General features: G+C 31.9%; 10 protein-coding genes, 2 tRNA genes and 1 pseudogene. 5 read left to right on the plus strand and 8 right to left on the minus strand.

Features of this window, described 5'->3' with window-relative positions:
• Positions 1 to 674 precede the first annotated feature (674 nt).
• From FOF46_RS13110 to FOF46_RS13140, 7 genes are all read right to left on the minus strand, one after another.
• A tRNA-Leu gene (locus tag FOF46_RS13110) sits at positions 675 to 759 on the minus strand.
• Between the two features lie 19 nt (positions 760 to 778).
• A tRNA-Gly gene (locus FOF46_RS13115) sits at positions 779 to 850 on the minus strand.
• Positions 851 to 944: 94 nt separating this feature from the next.
• Positions 945 to 3536, minus strand: coding sequence for a DNA mismatch repair protein MutS (gene mutS, locus FOF46_RS13120; RefSeq protein WP_143916781.1), 2592 nt, complete (start codon positions 3534 to 3536; stop codon positions 945 to 947).
• 268 nt (positions 3537 to 3804) lie between these two features.
• The gene (locus FOF46_RS13125; protein WP_143916747.1) at positions 3805 to 4191 is read right to left on the minus strand and encodes a hypothetical protein; all 387 of its coding nucleotides are present in this window, start codon (positions 4189 to 4191) and stop codon (positions 3805 to 3807) included.
• A 113-nt stretch (positions 4192 to 4304) separates the two neighbouring features.
• On the minus strand, positions 4305 to 5468 hold the full coding sequence (locus FOF46_RS13130; protein WP_143916748.1) for a leucine-rich repeat domain-containing protein: 1164 nt from the start codon (positions 5466 to 5468) through the stop codon (positions 4305 to 4307).
• A 135-nt stretch (positions 5469 to 5603) separates the two neighbouring features.
• The gene (locus FOF46_RS13135; protein WP_143916749.1) at positions 5604 to 6542 is read right to left on the minus strand and encodes an XAC2610-related protein; all 939 of its coding nucleotides are present in this window, start codon (positions 6540 to 6542) and stop codon (positions 5604 to 5606) included.
• 103 nt (positions 6543 to 6645) lie between these two features.
• A complete protein-coding gene (locus tag FOF46_RS13140) occupies positions 6646 to 6966 on the minus strand; it encodes a hypothetical protein (protein ID WP_143916750.1) in 321 nt (106 codons plus the stop codon).
• Between the two features lie 230 nt (positions 6967 to 7196).
• Between FOF46_RS13140 and FOF46_RS13145 the strand changes: the two genes are divergently transcribed.
• Complete coding sequence (locus FOF46_RS13145) at positions 7197 to 7730, plus strand: RNA methyltransferase (RefSeq protein WP_143916751.1); 534 nt, start codon at positions 7197 to 7199, stop codon at positions 7728 to 7730.
• 253 nt (positions 7731 to 7983) lie between these two features.
• Positions 7984 to 9279: pseudogene (locus FOF46_RS13150) on the plus strand (dipeptidase).
• Positions 9280 to 9293: 14 nt separating this feature from the next.
• Here FOF46_RS13150 and folK read toward each other — a convergent pair.
• Positions 9294 to 10421: a 2-amino-4-hydroxy-6-hydroxymethyldihydropteridine diphosphokinase gene (folK, locus tag FOF46_RS13155; RefSeq protein WP_143916752.1), complete on the minus strand. Its 1128-nt coding sequence runs from the start codon at positions 10419 to 10421 to the stop codon at positions 9294 to 9296.
• Between the two features lie 111 nt (positions 10422 to 10532).
• On the opposite strand from folK, the gene FOF46_RS13160 reads away from it, so the two are divergent.
• The 3 genes from FOF46_RS13160 to FOF46_RS13170 all read left to right on the plus strand — a co-directional run bounded on the left by FOF46_RS13160 (position 10533) and on the right by FOF46_RS13170 (position 14668).
• Complete coding sequence (locus FOF46_RS13160) at positions 10533 to 11240, plus strand: queuosine precursor transporter (RefSeq protein WP_244299611.1); 708 nt, start codon at positions 10533 to 10535, stop codon at positions 11238 to 11240.
• Positions 11241 to 11409: 169 nt separating this feature from the next.
• Positions 11410 to 14049 carry an AsmA-like C-terminal region-containing protein gene (locus FOF46_RS13165; RefSeq protein WP_143916753.1) on the plus strand — a complete coding sequence of 880 codons (2640 nt, stop codon included), beginning with the start codon at positions 11410 to 11412 and terminating at the stop codon, positions 14047 to 14049.
• 181 nt (positions 14050 to 14230) lie between these two features.
• On the plus strand, positions 14231 to 14668 hold the full coding sequence (locus FOF46_RS13170) for a hypothetical protein (protein WP_143916754.1): 438 nt from the start codon (positions 14231 to 14233) through the stop codon (positions 14666 to 14668).
• The last annotated feature ends 230 nt before the right edge of the window (positions 14669 to 14898 follow it).

Consider the following 14898-nt stretch of genomic DNA (forward strand, 5'->3'; position numbering starts at 1 on the left):
AGGAGAGTCGATGAGAAGAAAAAGAAAAAAATCGTAATTTTAACACTGAAATAAACACGCTTTTGGGAACTGTTTTGCTATGCTCTATTTAAACAGGAATACCCGGGTCAATTTCATAGGAATCTCCAACATAATTCACAAAGAATTACTACGTGGTCTATCTAAAGCAAAACCTCCACAAGAATTTTGCGATCTATTTGAGGTCATTCTTAAAGATGAATATGAGAATACAATACAGAATACAAAAATGATCATTGAAGCAATAGATAAGAAGTTATCTACTTTAAAAGAAAATCAACTGATGGTTGTAGAAAAGTATGCTTTGGGAAAAATAAAAGATGAACACTATGAAGCATTATTAACCAAGATGAATACTGAAATCAAAGAAACTGAACAAGAAAAAACTAATTACGCGGTAGATGAAAACATGAAGGAGTACATATCTTTTGGGTTAACCCTATTAACTAATTTAGACAAAATCTACAAAGACGCTTCTATTGACGTAAAAACTAAACTACTCGGTTCATACTTCTCAAATAAGTTAATTTTCGATGAAAATAAATTCCGAACCCTACCATTTAGCGACCCAATAAAGCTTTTGTGCAAGTATAGCAAGGGGTTTAAAGATTTTGAAAATGAAAAGGGAGGCAATTTTTCAATTACCTCCCAGTCTGTACTGAAGGCGGGACTTGAACCCGCACGGCCTTACAGGCCATTGGATTTTAAGTCCAACGTGTCTACCAATTCCACCACTTCAGCATGGTATATATTGTCTCAGAGCGAAAGACGGGATTTGAACCCGCGACCCTCACCTTGGCAAGGTGATGCTCTACCCCTGAGCTACTTTCGCAGTTTTTTAAGAACTTCGCAATCGTTATTGCGGATGCAAATTTAAAACATTTCTAGTAATACCAAAGTCTTTTCGCAAAAAAGAATAAAAAAATTTACACTTGCGATGCTTTCTTCCTGGTTAACATACGTTTAATCTCATTAAGTTTCATTAATGCTTCTACCGGAGTTAACGTATCTATGTCAATATCCAGAATTTCTTCCTTAATTTCTTCTAATAATGGATCGTCAAGATTAAAGAAACTTAATTGTAATTCATCTTCTTCCTGCAATCCTTTAATCTTATCTGTTAATTCTTCACTACTGTGGGATTTCTCAAGCTTTTTAAGCATCTTATTTGCTCTATGCAACACTTGCTGCGGCATTCCTGCCATTTTTGCTACGTGAATCCCAAAACTATGTTCACTCCCCCCAGGAACTAGTTTACGTAAGAAAAGTACATTATCTTTAAGCTCCTTTACGGATACATTATAATTTTTAATACGGTCAAATGTCTCACACATCTCATTCAATTCGTGATAATGTGTAGCAAACAAAGTTTTTGGTCTGGCTGGATATTCATGAAGAAACTCACTAATTGCCCATGCAATAGAAATTCCGTCATAAGTACTGGTCCCTCTACCTATTTCATCTAATAATACTAAACTACGATCTGATATATTATTAAGAATACTTGCAGTTTCATTCATTTCTACCATAAAAGTAGATTCTCCCATAGAGATATTATCACTGGCTCCTACTCTTGTAAATATTTTATCTACTACTCCTATTCTAGCTTCTTCTGCTGGGACAAAACATCCCATCTGTGCTAACAATACAATCAAAGCAGTTTGTCTTAAGATCGCAGACTTACCACTCATATTTGGCCCTGTGATCATGATGATCTGTTGATGATCTCTATCTAGCAATACGTCATTTGCAATATACTGTTCTCCAGGAGGAAGTTGTTTTTCTATAACCGGATGACGCCCATTTTTAATTTCTAAATCATAAGATTCATCCATTAGTGGTCTTACATATTGATTTTCCTGAGCCAATTGAGCAAAAGAGCACAAACAATCCAATTGACCTATCAAAGTTGCATTAAGTTGTACTGGTTTGATATACTCATGCATCCAAACGACCAGTTCACCAAATAGTTGCTGTTCTAACGCTAGAATCTTTTCTTCTGCCCCAAGAATTTTGGCTTCATATTCTTTAAGTTCTTCTGTGATATATCGCTCTGCGTTTACCAATGTTTGTTTACGTATCCAATTCTCGGGTACTTTATCCTTATGCGTATTTCTTACTTCTATATAATACCCAAAGACGTTATTGGATGCGATTTTCAAAGATGTAATCCCTGTGCTTTCTGTTTCGCGCTCCAACATTTTATCCAGATAGTCTTTTCCAGAGTAAGCAATTAACCTCAATTCATCTAGCTCATCCAAATATCCATCGGCAATAGTATTTCCTTTCAACACATTTACAGGAGCTTCTTCATTTAATGTCTCTTTGATCTTATCCCTTAACAATTCGCAATCATTAAGTGTATCTCCTATAATTTTTAGCGCTTCATTTTCACTATGAGACGCCTGAGATTTTATGGGAACAATAGCTTCCAAAGAGTTTTTAAGTTGAATTACCTCTCTCGGATTCACTTTTCCGGTAGCTACTTTAGAAATCAATCGCTCAATATCACCAATCTGCTTAATTTGATGCTGAATTTTTTGATGTAAAGCTGAATTGTCTAGAAAAAATTGAACAACCTCATGACGCTTTTGAATTGCAGTAATTTGACTAAGTGGTAACGCTAACCAACGTTTTAGTGTACGTCCTCCCATTGGCGAAATCGTCTTATCAATAACATCTAGAAGGGTTACTGCATTGATCGCATTTGGATTATACAATTCTAGATTACGAATAGTAAATCGATCCATCCAGATATATTGATCCTCTACAATACGCTGGATTGCCGTTATGTGCTGTAATTTATGATGTTGCGTTTCACCTAAATAATGAAGAATTACCCCTGCTGCAATGACACCTTCTTGTAAATGATCTACACCAAAGCCTTTTAGAGTTTTGGTTTCGAAATGGTTATTTAAAGTTTCATCTGCATAGTCTGGTTTGAAAACCCAATCTTCTAAAAAAAACGTATGAAAATCGTTTCCAAAATCCTCTTCAAAATCTTTCTTTTTTGGTTTACTAATCAAAACCTCACTTGGCCTAAAGTTTTGCATTAACTTATCCATATGAGAAGCATCACCCTGCGCCGTTAGAAATTCACCAGTAGAAACATCTAAAAAAGCAACTCCTAATTCTCTTTTACCATAATGTAATGCGCATAAAAAATTATTGGTTTTACTTTGTAACACCTCATCATTAAGAGCAACTCCCGGAGTAACTAACTCGGTCACTCCACGCTTAACAATGGTTTTGGTTTGCTTAGGATCTTCTAATTGATCACAAATAGCAACGCGTTCTCCAGCTTTTACCAATTTAGGCAAATAAGTGTTTAAAGAGTGGTGAGGAAACCCAGCTAATGCTGTTTCCTGCTCACTACCATTACCCCTTTTGGTTAAAACAATATTAAGAATCGCTGCTGCTTTGATCGCATCTTTACCAAAAGTTTCATAAAAATCTCCTACTCTAAACAGTAACAATGCATCAGGGTATTTCGCCTTTATTGCATTATATTGCTTCATTAACGGAGTAACTTTTTTATCGTTTTTTGCTGCCAAAAGAATAGTATTTATGAATACCGCTAAAGTAGCTATTCTTCTATTTTTTTTGAAATATCCACATTAGGAGTTATTCAATTTTATTCACAATTTTCTAAGCAAATAGTTTTTGTATGTTTTAGAATAAAAAATAAATCCTTACCCTACTTATAATATGGTTTTTATTGCTAAATTTCTTACACTTCCTTTGTCTGGTCAAAAAACAAATTACGATCTGATACTCAGAAAAAAATTATTCCTTTTTCTTTGCGTTTGCTTTTTCTTTAAGTTTTCTATGTTTTTTAAGAACGGAGTTATAGATTATAAACTTTATTTTTTGGATATTTTTTCTGATTTTCAACTTAATATCATCATTTGCAGAAACATATTTTCCTTTATAAATAAAATCTCCATCTTCCTCATCCAAACTTAGTGTGACTTTTTCTCCTATAGCGTTAGCTGTTTCTACCACCATATACATAAATTCGTCCTCTACTCTTAATTCTGTAACTCTTTCATTATAACGATTCACAAAATATATTTCTTTAAATTCTGGACGTGGCTTCTCTTTTTCCTGAGCACTTACTGTTATACTTACTAATGCTAATGCTATGAGTATTAAAAATTTGAATTGTTTCATTTCTACTATTTTTTGACAAATGTAAAGTGAAGGTTAATTTCATTAAAACACCTATCAATATTCGTAGAGTATGGTTTTATATACGTAATGATTTATGGATTTAAACACTACTATTAATTGAAGTTTGCTTTATGAACAAGCTTTTTAATTTTACTTTTTTCTTCTTCTGAAAACGTATTTCCTTGAAGTAAAAACTTTTCCAAATTGGTTAACTTTTCTATAGAATTAGGAAGATGTATTAGTTGGTTATTTTCTATAAAAAATCTTTTCAAATTAGTTAATCGTCCTATTGTTCCTGGAAGACTTGTTAGTTGATTTCCTCTAAGATTAAGATGTCTCAAAACTGTTAATTCCCCTATTCCTGTAGAAATACTCGTTAATTGGTTTTTGCTGAGATCAAGTGCTTTCAAATTCGTTAATTGTTCTATTTCTGAAGGAAAATTAGTCAATTGATTTCCTCTAAGATGAAGACTACTTAAATTCGTTAATTTCCCTACTCCTTCAGGAAGATTTGTTAATTGATTTTCTGTAACAGTAAGAAAACCTAAATTAACCAAATTCACTATTTCTGAAGGAAGGCTTGTTAATTGATTTTCACTAAGGTAAAGTGACTCTAAATGAATTAACTTACCTATCGTCATAGGAAGATTAGTTAATTGATTTTTCCTGAGATTAAAGCTTTTCAAACTAGTTAACTCTCCTATATCTTCGGGGATATTTGTTAATTGATTTCCTTTAAGGTAAAGCGTTTCTAAATTGATTAGTTGACTAATCTCTACCGGAATGTTTATCAGTTGATTATCATCAAGATCGAGCACTTCCAAACGAGTTAATTTACATATTGCTATTGGAAAATTTGTTAATCGATTTTCTTTAAGATGAAGGTTTCTCAAATTAACTAACTTCTCTATATTTACAGGAAGGCTTGTTAATTCATTTTCTAAAAGATAAAGCGATTTTAATTGGGTTAATTGCCCTATTTCTTCAGGAAGACTCGTTAATTGATTCCCTCTAATATTAAGAGTTTCTAAATTGATTAATTGTCCTATTTCTAAAGGAAGGCTTGTTAATTGATTATCCTTGAGGCTAAGGGTTTTTAGATTCGTTAATTGCCCTATCGTTACAGGAAGAACCTTAAGGTTTTTACCCGATAAATCTAATCTATACACGTTATTAGGATGTCGCAAAGCCTTTTTTAAAGAGTGAAACATTTTATCCTCTTGTGCTATTGCACCAAGTACAATAAAAAAAATCATTGCTACTATTATTCTCTTCATTAGTTTATTTTATTTAAGTATCCCAAAACAGTACACCAACTCACCCAATATTAAAAAATGATTTTATATTTGATACTTACTATTATTAATAGGGTTCATCTCTAGTTTTTAGATTTTTTGGCAAAAGCATACACCCTATAATTCTTCAACTGTAGATGTTACTAATTCCCACTCATCCTTTGCTATTTTCTTATAGGTTATGGTACTTATTTTACAACAACCAATAGGATGCATTTCGGTAATCGTTTGATTTTCAAAATCAATAGAAGTTGGAAAAAAAGAGAGTTGAAAAGGAAATGAATCCTCTCTTAAGAAAGTACCATTTTCTTGTTGCAAGAAAAAATCATAAATAGACCCTGCACTTCCTCCCACATCATGTAAAACTGCAAAATCTTCTAAACCATCCATATTAAAATCCCAAATAATAAAATATCCATACGCTCCAATCTCTATAGATCTATTATCACTACTGACTTCAAAATAATTTCTAACATCACAAGACACTTCTCCATAAGAATACCAAAGCGAAGGAAAATAATCCAAACGTTGAAAAATACTATTCTCATCCGTAATTCCTTGAATTTCTATTCTTACTTTGGACGGACGACCCTCTTCATTATACACTAACGCTTGCATACTATAGATAAAATTACTAGAAGCATTATCCATAACACATTGCTTATCCAAACTAAACGATTTTTTAGCCTGATCCAAAGAATCATAGAGTATTGAGCTATCTACACTGTAATTAATAAAATAATCATAGATATAGCCTTTAACTTCTTTATTAGTTATTGAAGAAAAGAAAGAAATATAAACCCATTGTCCATGGGCAATACGTCCATTGCCTAAGTTTAGGTTTTCAAAATTATTAGTTCTTCTTAATACTTTTACACTTGCTTCATAGGGAATTGTTCCTATTTTATCACTTTTTAGACTTGGTTCATTTCTAATATTCAATCCATTTTCAGAATTTACATATCCTTCATACAACAATGAAATACCTAAATCTCCTTGATCCTTATATGTTTTGCTTTTAACCAAATCATACTGATCATTAGGAGGGTTTATCATATAAATCTCAGAACCACTAACCTGATAATAACCTGGCTCATATTGGCAGATATAATAGTCAATATCTTCTCCGTCTTCAACAACTTGTAAAACTAGAGTATCATTAGTTTTTTTTTATTATTTCGCCAAAGTACTTAACTGGTTTTTCATCATTGACTCGAACCGTTAGACTAGACCTGGTTTCATTGACATCAAAAGTCAAATAAACACTATTAGCTTCCCCCATATGAGGTATATCTTCCAAATCAAGATGATACCTCCCCATCCATGTCTTTTTAGAAGGAATATTTATGTCTTTTTCAGAAGTTTCAAGGTCATTATTTTCTTTGGTATTAGCTTTAGTATCATTTTCTTTACATTGACAAAGCATGATAACTATATTTACAAGAAATAATGCTCTAAAAACCAATCTACAATTAGTCATTCTCGTGATCTTTAAAAATAAAAGTCGTTTTCATTACAAATATCTTATTTGAACACCCTAAAGATAAATAGCAAACCATCAAATAGAGAATCATCAATTTATATTCGATGAAGCTAATTGTATATTTGATCAATTTTTGATGTTACAGTGGTTTAAATTTCTCCCATTGGACACAAAACACTTCTCCTCGTTCTTTTTCTCTTCTGTGAATAAATGATATTTTTGCAGCAATGAAAAATAATAGAAAATTAAAAAATAACGAACTCGATCGCAAAACAATAGCAGAATTTAAAGCATCTACAAAAACACCATTACTTATTATTTTAGATAATATCAGGAGTTTGAATAATATCGGATCTGTTTTTAGAACTGCAGATGCTTTTTTAATCGAAAAAATATACCTCTGTGGTATTACTGCAACTCCACCTCATAAAGATATTCAAAAAACGGCTCTGGGAGCAACAGAAACAGTGGATTGGGAACACCATGAAGACACATTGAAATTAGTTGAAGATTTAAAATTAGAAAACATAAAAATCCTTTCGATAGAACAAGCAGAAAATGCAATTCTACTAAATGACTTTATCCCACAACCCAATCAAAAATATGCGGTTATCTTTGGAAATGAAGTAAAAGGTGTGCAACAAGATGTGGTTTCAGAAAGCGATGATGTAATTGAAATTCCTCAATATGGAAGCAAACACTCCTTAAATATTTCTGTAAGTGCTGGAGTTGTAATTTGGGATATATTCAATAAAATTTAAATAAAAATCCCTTGCTAAAACTCATGATTTAATCTTTTACATTTACTTTTTAAAGGGTTCAAAAAAAGTCGTCAACCAATCATTTCTTTGAAAAACAAGAGTGCTTTATAAAGAAAAATGAATACTCATCCAATCAACAATTTTTAAATTGTCCGAAATCCCTTTTCGGGCAGTTTTAGTTTCAGAAATGATGATCTAAAATTTGTTTCGTATGTTTATAGTTAACTGATTTTCAACGACAATAGCACTCAACATGAGACACATTTCATTATTTATCATTTTTATTTCTCTTTTTGTTTCCTGTAAACAAGAAACTACCATGACAGAAAAACCAACCGAAGATCAACTCATAGTCAAAGCAAAAAAAATTCACAATAATGTCATTACATTAGACACGCATTGCGATATCAATATTAAAAATTTTACAGATTCTATAAACTATACTCAGAACCTTAGTTCTCAAATAACACTGCCAAAAATGACAAAAGGAGGACTAGATGTCGCCTGGTTCATTGTGTATACTGGTCAGGATTCTCTTACTACCATTGGTTATGAGAAAGCATATGAGGTTGCAATGTCTAAATTTGAAGCGATACATAAATTAACCAAAGAAATTGCTCCAGACCAAATTGAACTAGCACTTACTTCTGATGATGTACGACGAATTCATAAAGATGGTAAAAAGGTAGCAATGATAGGGGTCGAAAATGGGTATCCTATTGGCACAGACATTAAAAATGTAAAGAAGTTTTATGATCTCGGTGCCAGATATATGTCACTTTCTCATAATGGTCACAGTCAACTTTGTGATTCTAATACTGGTGAAGCAGATGGTATTTGGTTACATAATGGAGTAAGTGAATTAGGTAAAGAAGTAATTGTCGAAATGAATAAAGAAGGAATTATGATCGATGTCTCTCATCCTTCTAAAGAATCTATGCGACAGATCATTGAACTTTCTAAAGCACCGATAATAGCATCGCATTCTTCTGCGAGAGCTTTATGCAATCATAGCAGAAATCTGGATGATGAACAACTGCAATGGTTAAAAGAAAACGGAGGTGTAGTGCAAACTGTAGCTTTTACTTCATATCTAAATACAGAAAAATTTGAAAAAAGAAATAAGATAGAAGTTCAGATCGCTAAGCAAATTGCGGATTCTATGAATGTAAAATGACTAGAACGAGAAGAAGTCATGGTTTTAACTACAGAAGAGAAAGAAGAATATTATGATTTCTTGGGGAAAATGGCGGCTATACGAAGAGGTAAAATAAAAAATATGAATGATCTCCCTCCTGCTGTAGATGTTGTGGATTTTGTAAATCATATTGATTACATGGTAAACAAAATCGGAATTGATCATGTGGGGATTAGCTCTGACTTTGATGGTGGCGGTGGAATTGAAGGATGGAGTGATGCCTCTGAAACCTTTAATGTAACCCTGGAACTGGTAAAACGAGGATACACTGAAGAGCAAATCGAAAAACTTTGGAGTGGTAACTTGCTTCGAGTTCTGGATGAAGTCCAAAAAATTGCCCAGGATTTATAATCGTTAACATAAAATTATTTAGAAATCTCGTCGAGAATGGAAATATAATCAGATCGATTTGCCACAAAATCGCGTTCTGAAACATCCACTACCCTTACATTAAATTCTGGTTGTGATTTTATAAACTGTAAATATCCCTTATTGATCTTATCAAGATATTCTGGAGGGATTTTTTGCTCATAATCTCTACCCCTTTTTTTTATGTTTTCCAAAAGACGTTCGGTATTTTGGTATAAGTACACATACAAACCTGGTTTTGCAAGGTTTCTATACATTAAATCAAACACCTTTTTATATAACTTAAATTCTTCTGACTGTAACGTCACCTTAGCAAAAATTAAAGATTTAAAAACATCATAATCGCTTACTACAAAATCTTTAAATAAATCAAACTGAGCAATATCATCCTGTAAACGTTGGTAACGATCTGCTAGAAAAGACATCTCCAAAGGAAAAGCGTATCGCTCCATATCTTCATAAAACTTTGGTAAAAAAGGATTATCAGCAAAACGTTCCAGAATTAATTTTGCATTAAATTCTCTTGCTATTAATTGTGCCAAACTTGTTTTACCTGCTCCAATATTTCCTTCAATTGTTAGGTATTGAAATCTTGACAAAGCATATCTATCCTTTGGGTTTATTATTTTATCCTGTACTAATGTTACTTGCGAGTCATCAGAAGTTTCTCTCAATAACTGCTCTACTGTTTTCTTCAGAGTTGGATGCATTATATTTCCTGCAATTTCTGCTAATGGCTCTAAAACAAATTTTCGATCTTGCATTGCCGGATGGGGAACTTTTAATGCTGCAGTTGATAGATTTCCTTCGGAAGAAAAAATAATATCCAGATCAATTGTCCTAGCTTCATAACCATTACCTTCCGTCCTATTTCGACCTAAATCATTTTCAATTTCCAAAAGAAAATTTAATACTTTTTCTGATGGAAAAATTGTGTGAATACATATACATGCATTATAAAAGTCATCGCTATTAAACCCCCAGGCTGGTGTTTGATACACACTAGAAATAGAAGTCACGTCTCCAATGCGTTTATAAATTTCATGTACTGCATTATGAAGAAAACTTAGACGATTTCCTATATTACTTCCTAACGAAATATGTATTTGATGAGGTGTTTTCAAGGCTGGATATTTATATTCTGGTAAGAACTCCTTATTTTTAAGAGCAAATTAAGCAAAACAAAACCACTTCACCTTATTTTTGCGTGAACTATTATTAACTATTATTTTATTTTGAACGAAACTCTTCTGGATTTAAAAGACAAACGTATAGCTTATCGAATATACCTTATTCTGGGAGCACTTTTTATCTCATCATTGGTAGTCTCTAATCTTATTTTTCAAAAATTCTTTTATTGGGATTTTTTTGGGATGTATACTTTTGAAATTTCTGTGGGTATTCTACCCTATCCTATTACTTTTCTAATTACTGATATCATAAGCGAAATATTTGGTAAAAAAAAGGCAAATCAGATAGTAACAGCAGGAATCTTTGCTTCTTTCTTTTCGCTACTTATTGTATCTGCTTCATCATATGTTCCCGCCACAGCTTGGTCACCAATAAATGATGATATATTTAACCAGGTTTTTGGAGCCACTGTAATTGCTGTATTTGCTTCAATGATGGCTTATCTTTTTGCACAATATATAGACATTCAGGTTTTTCATTTCTGGAAACGCTTAACTAAAGGAAGACATCTTTGGCTTCGAAATAATTTTTCTACTTTTTCTTCACAACTTATAGATACTTTAACCGTGTTACTATTACTATGTTCTTTTGGCATCATAGAATGGGATCGTTTTGGAGTTTTATTACTTAATGGATTCTTATTCAAAGTACTTGTTGCTGCACTAGATACGCCTGTTTTATATGTAGCTGTATATATAATTAGAAGACGATTTAAACTGCAACAAGGAGGCGAATTGGATATGGAAATTTAAAATCTAACAAATAGTTAACTTAAAATACGTAACATAGTATCTTTGTAAATCGTTATTTTATATAAAAGTTATGTCATCACGATATGAGCTGATCTCATTAAAGGGATCATTTTATATCGATTATACATCAGTACAAATCTGATCTTCGAAAAATAATAAATTTAAACCGATGAAAAAAGCCCTAAAAGTTCTTGGTATCCTTATACTACTTCTCATTATAGCCGTTATTTCTATTCCATTTTTATTTAAAGGAACGATACAGGACAAAGTACGATATCTTGTAAACGAACATGTAAATGCAAAAGTAGATTTTGCTAGTTTAGACCTTAGTCTTATCCGTAGTTTTCCTCAGGCGTCTGTTGTAATTGATGAATTTTCTATTATTAATTACGCTCCTTTTGAAGGAGATACACTTGCATATTCAAAAAGAATTGCTTTGGATATGTCGATAAATGAATTATTTAAAGATGCTTCAGAATCTATTAGTGTACAAAAAATCATTATTGATGAAGCGCTCATTGCCATTAAAACAGATTCTTTAGGGAATTCTAATGTAGATATTACCAAAAAAGATGATACCGTTGAAGAAACACCAATAGAAGAAGAAGGTAATTCTTTTACTTTTGCTTTGGATCATTATGAAATCAATGAAAGCAAAATTTTATTTAAAGATGATGTAAGTAAAACCATTTTAGAAATGACCGGACTTAATCATAGTGGTGATGGCTCTGTATCTGGTTCAACAATAATTCTTGACACCCAAACTTCATCTGAAGCCTCTTTTAGTCTAGATAACTCAAAATATCTAAATAAAAATAAGCTAAAACTTGATGCACAAATAGAGCTGGATCTTAAAAACCAACGCTATTCTTTTAAAGAAAATAAGGCAGAAATTAATCGATTACCTTTAGAATTTGCCGGGTTTGTTCAATTATTCGAAAAATATACCGAAGTGGACCTTAGTTTTAAAACTCCTTCTTCAGATTTTAAGAATTTTCTTGCTGTGATTCCTGAAACTTACGCCAAAAATCTAGATGGTGTACAAACAAGTGGTGATTTCTCAATTAATGGCATAATTAAAGGGAAATCTGATGATACTTATATTCCAAAAATGGATATCAAAATAGCTTCAAATAATGCTTCTTTTAAATATCCCGATTTACCCAAAGGAGTAAAAAACATTAATATAGATACCCAAATTATAAATGAAACTGGCCTGGTTGATGACACTTATATAAAAATTGGCAACCTAACGTTTAAAATAGACCAGGATTCATTTGCAGCCAGAGGAAGTTTACGCAATCTTACCAAAAATATGATTGTTGACATGATGCTAAAGGGTACATTAAATCTTGCTAATATAAATCAGGCATATCCTCTACAATTAGAACAAGAGCTAAATGGGATTGTAAAAGCTGATATCAAAACCAAGTTTGATATGCAATCTTTAGAAAAAGAACAATATCAAAACATAAAAAGCTCAGGAACTGCCAGCATTTCTCAATTTACATACGCTTCGCCTGATGTCCCTAATGAAATAAAAATTGAAAATGCCAACGTAAGTTTTAATCCAGAAACCATTTCACTTGATAAAATGGAAGCGACTACAGGTAGATCAGATCTGGCCGCCACTGGTACGATCAATAATCTTATGGGATTTTTATTTGCAGAACAAGACTTAAAAGGAAACTTTGATGTAAACTCCAAGGTATTCGCTGTAGATGATTTTATGGTCAACGAACAAGAATCAGAAGAAGGAGAAGAAGTAACAAGTACTAAAGGTAATGAGGATGACACTATGAGAATTCCTTCTTTTCTGGATGCTACTTTAAATTTTGATACCCAAACTGTTTTTTATGACAATCTGGAACTTAAAAATACAAAAGGTACAGTAAGAATAAAGGATGAAACTGCATATCTGGACAATATAACTTCTAATATTTTTGACGGAGGTATGGCACTTAATGGTAACGTATCGACCAAATCAAAAGTTCCGACTTTTGATATGGCTTTAGATTTAAGCAAGATTGATATTGTACAATCTTTCAACAATTTAGAGCTGATAAAAGGCCTGGCTCCGATTGCAAGAGCATTAACCGGTGATCTCACTACAAAAATAAACTTAAATGGTAGCCTTAATGAAAATCTCATTCCGATCTTAACATCATTGAAAGGGAAGGCGCTTGCAGAGATTCTTAATGCACAAGTATCGACCACAAAAACCCCATTCCTTTCTAACCTGGATAATCAGCTTAATTTTTTAGAATTAGACCAATTAAATCTAAAAGATATCAAAACAAAACTAAGTTTTGATGACGGAAAAATTAATGTAAAACCTTTCGAATTTGATGTTGAAGGCATAAAAATTACTGCTGGTGGTGATCATAATTTTGATCAGAATATAAATTATAATATTAAACTTGATATTCCTGCTAAATATTTAGGTAGTGAAGTAGGAAGTTTGATTTCTCAACTTGACGCAAAAGAAGCAGATGCAATGACTGTTGGACTACCTATAGGCATTTCTGGTAATTTCAAAAACCCAAAAATCAACCTTAATACCGGTGATGCTGTAAAACAACTAACACAACAAATAGTCGATAAACAAAAACAAAAGGTTAAAGGCGAATTAATAGGTAAAGGTCAAGAAGCATTAACCAATTTATTGGGAGGTTCAAAAAAATCAACAGATTCTTCTAAAACAAATGCTAACAATACTAAAGAAACATTAGAAAGCACTGCCAAAAATATTTTAGGAGGTTTTCTTAAAAAGAAAAAGAAGAAAGATTCTACAAAAACAAAGAATTAGAGAATAGAATATTTGATATCTAACTGCAATCCTTAACTCAATATAAATTAGTTAAGGATTGTTAATGATGCATTTACAAGTTCGTAGAACTAAAAAAAATCTAAAATTTACATCAAAAGAATCTGAAAATTATATTGTGATGCAGTAAATTTGAGTATCCACACTTAAAACTATTGCCACAATGAAACTACTTCATACTATTTTCCTCACCTGTTTTATCATAAACCTTAGTTATACTCAAACAAACAAAAATGTTTTTTTTGATCAAAAAGCCATGATAGGTAAATTTCACACTATAGATGAACTAGAAAATTTAAAAAAAGGAGAGCTCATCAGACTATATACAGCCCGTGTTAATGAGATTGTAACGATTTTACCTTTTTTAGCCTTGACCAATGAACCTAATGTTAAACTATCTGATATAGGAATCAAAGAAAATTCTGATCATTTAAAAACACTCAATAAACACCGAGAAAGTACTCTAAAAACTTTTGAAAACACCAAAGTTTTGATTTCTGATTTTATTCCGTATGCCGATACTGAAAAAATTATCTGGACTATACTATATTATGAAGAAGTAATCAAAAAAATTAGGATAGGCGCCAACGGAAATTTTTAACTTTAAAAAGAAAAATGAATAAAAAAGTCAGCTCGTACCGCTGATTTTTTTTGTTCTAAAACATACGTTTTAATGTATTTTTCTAAGCTTGAGTTAACACAAAAAAATGTTAATACCTATTTAATCTTGTAATCTTAGCCTTTTAATATCGACAACATAAACAAGTTTACAAACTACGAATTGTAAAATTTGAATTGATGTTTACAAAGAAAAGTCAGTGAAGATTTCTT

Source organism: Aquimarina algiphila (genome assembly GCF_007489275.1).
In the GTDB taxonomy this organism is placed as follows: Bacteria; Bacteroidota; Bacteroidia; order Flavobacteriales; family Flavobacteriaceae; genus Aquimarina; species Aquimarina algiphila.

Excerpts from the sequence above, each read along its gene's own strand:
- FOF46_RS13130 (WP_143916748.1), bottom strand. The coding sequence starts at position 5,468 with ATGAAGAGAATAATAGTAGCAATGATTTTTTTTATTGTACTTGGTGCA.
- FOF46_RS13140 (WP_143916750.1), bottom strand. The coding sequence starts at position 6,966 with ATGACTAATTGTAGATTGGTTTTTAGAGCATTATTTCTTGTAAATATA.
- FOF46_RS13145 (WP_143916751.1), top strand. The coding sequence starts at position 7,197 with ATGAAAAATAATAGAAAATTAAAAAATAACGAACTCGATCGCAAAACA.
- FOF46_RS13125 (WP_143916747.1), bottom strand. The coding sequence starts at position 4,191 with ATGAAACAATTCAAATTTTTAATACTCATAGCATTAGCATTAGTAAGT.
- FOF46_RS13165 (WP_143916753.1), top strand. The coding sequence starts at position 11,410 with ATGAAAAAAGCCCTAAAAGTTCTTGGTATCCTTATACTACTTCTCATT.
- FOF46_RS13170 (WP_143916754.1), top strand. The coding sequence starts at position 14,231 with ATGAAACTACTTCATACTATTTTCCTCACCTGTTTTATCATAAACCTT.
- mutS (WP_143916781.1), bottom strand. The coding sequence starts at position 3,536 with ATGAAGCAATATAATGCAATAAAGGCGAAATACCCTGATGCATTGTTA.
- FOF46_RS13135 (WP_143916749.1), bottom strand. The coding sequence starts at position 6,542 with ATGATAAACCCTCCTAATGATCAGTATGATTTGGTTAAAAGCAAAACA.